2 protein-coding genes and 2 pseudogenes are annotated in these 1,715 nt (G+C 56.9%); 2 read left to right on the top strand and 2 right to left on the bottom strand.

Features of this window, described 5'->3' with window-relative positions:
- Positions 1-199: pseudogene (locus ACFFNA_RS36430) on the top strand (IS630 family transposase); the annotation flags it as partial.
- On the opposite strand, the gene ACFFNA_RS36435 reads toward ACFFNA_RS36430, so the two are convergent.
- A protein-coding gene (locus tag ACFFNA_RS36435; protein WP_378924827.1) for an IS5 family transposase occupies positions 169-869 on the bottom strand; the annotation gives its coding sequence in 2 pieces (ribosomal slippage) (positions 169-596 and positions 596-869; 702 coding nt in all). The pseudogene ACFFNA_RS36430 and the gene ACFFNA_RS36435 overlap by 31 nt on opposite strands.
- A gap of 70 nt (positions 870-939) precedes the next feature.
- A complete protein-coding gene (locus tag ACFFNA_RS36440; protein WP_378924829.1) occupies positions 940-1,212 on the bottom strand; it encodes a hypothetical protein in 273 nt (90 codons plus the stop codon).
- Positions 1,213-1,443: 231 nt separating this feature from the next.
- Between ACFFNA_RS36440 and ACFFNA_RS36445 the strand changes: the two are divergent.
- A pseudogene (locus tag ACFFNA_RS36445) lies at positions 1,444-1,715 on the top strand (IS701 family transposase); the annotation flags it as partial.

A 1,715-nucleotide genomic window follows, 5' to 3' on the forward strand; every position in this document is an offset into this window, starting at 1 on the left:
CGAGATCGAAATCGGCGTCCTGCGCGGCCAGTGCCTCGATCGTCGCATCAATAGCTATGATCGCCTCGTCGCGGAGACCGCTGCCTGGGAGCACCTGCGAAACATCAGTGGCGCTCGCATCAACTGGATGTTCTCTACCGAAAACGCACGCCTTAAGATGGCCAAAGCCTATCCCAAGCCGACTTCCAAAGAGTCATAACCTCTGTGCAGAGGTACTAGCTTGTCGTAGCGAGTTGCGATGCGCCGGAACTGCTTGGCCTTGTTGAAGAACCGTTCGACAAGGTTGCGCGCCTTATAGAGGAATGGGCTGAAGCAGATCGGTTCCTTGCGGTTGGCCTTGGGCGGGATGTTGGCCCATGCCTTTCGCTCGGTGACAGCGTTCCGCAAGGCGTTGGCATCATAGCCCTTGTCGGCGAGTAGCATGGCACCCTCTGGCAATTCCTCGATCAAGTCCGCTGCGGAGGCGATGTCACTCATCTGGCCTGCCGTGAGCGTCAGCTTGATCGGCCTGCCTTGGGCGTCGACAAGAGCATGAATCTTGGTTGTCAGCCCGCCTCGGGAACGACCGAGACAATGATCTCGATCCCCCTTTTTGCCGTCGCGCCCTGCTGATGGACGCGAACAATGGAGGTGTCGATCATCTGCACCGTGCCGTCATGGTCTTTGGCTATGACATCCATGAGGCGGTCCCAAGTGGTGCGCGGGCCGTATCGCTCCGGCAGATCGCGCCAAGGCGCACCAGATCGCAGCACCCAGAAGATACCATTCAGCACTCTGCGGTCGTCTACGCGCGGCACTCCTCTTGGTTTGTTGGGGAGAAGCGCCTCGATCACGCGCCATTCGAAGTCGGTCAGGTCATATCGGCTCATGCTGAGCCTGAATCAGAATTTGCTGCAACATGAAAGCAGCTATTCGCCTACAGACCCCCAAACAGAACTTTCAGCGACGTTTCGGACGAGGCCTGGGCGCGCCACCTCGCCAGTTGTTTCTGAGATCGCTCAGCTTCCGAGCATTGACATAGTCTGAGCCCATGTAACCGATGAAGCAGTTCCGAATTTTTTCGCGCATCAGCATTGCCGATGGAGAGCCCATGGGCCTTTGATCGCCTTCCGCCATGAAAAGCCAGTCGACGAATTGTTCTGCCGTCACCCTTCCTCGTTCGGGAAAGAAATCGGTAACATGAACAAACCATCGTCTTGCAAGCTGCCGCAATAGCCGTAGCCTGTGCAAACAGCCCTCATGAGTCCGTCGAAATCTGGTCTGTTTGGCATGGGAAACCCGGCGACCGGGTCAAAAATAATGATACTGCAATCAATCATGCAGTCTGCCAACTCGTCAATCCCGAACGTCCACCTTCCACCTAGGCCGGTCGTCCCGATTTATGGGTTCACGCCCTAGCATTACAGTTGCATATTTATCTATGGTCTGAATCTATGGGTCTCCATGATTCGGAGGTCATGGATGACAGGTGCATCAATCGAAACTACGCTTGAGCTTTGGGCATCATCGCTGCGTGACGTGAAAGCGCGTATGCGCGGACTGTTTACGCAGGAGCGAGTTGCAGCATCTGCGAGCCTTTTCCTGGACGGCTTGCTGGGTGACGAGCGGCGTAAGACAGGTTGGATGCGCGCTGAGGCGGCCGGTGATCCCGGCCCGTGGCGGCAACAAGCCATTCTGGGTCGCGGGCGTTGGGACGCGGACGGACTTCGCGACAT

It is taken from the genome of Mesorhizobium kowhaii, assembly GCF_042431665.1.
Classification (GTDB): domain Bacteria; phylum Pseudomonadota; class Alphaproteobacteria; order Rhizobiales; family Rhizobiaceae; genus Mesorhizobium; species Mesorhizobium kowhaii.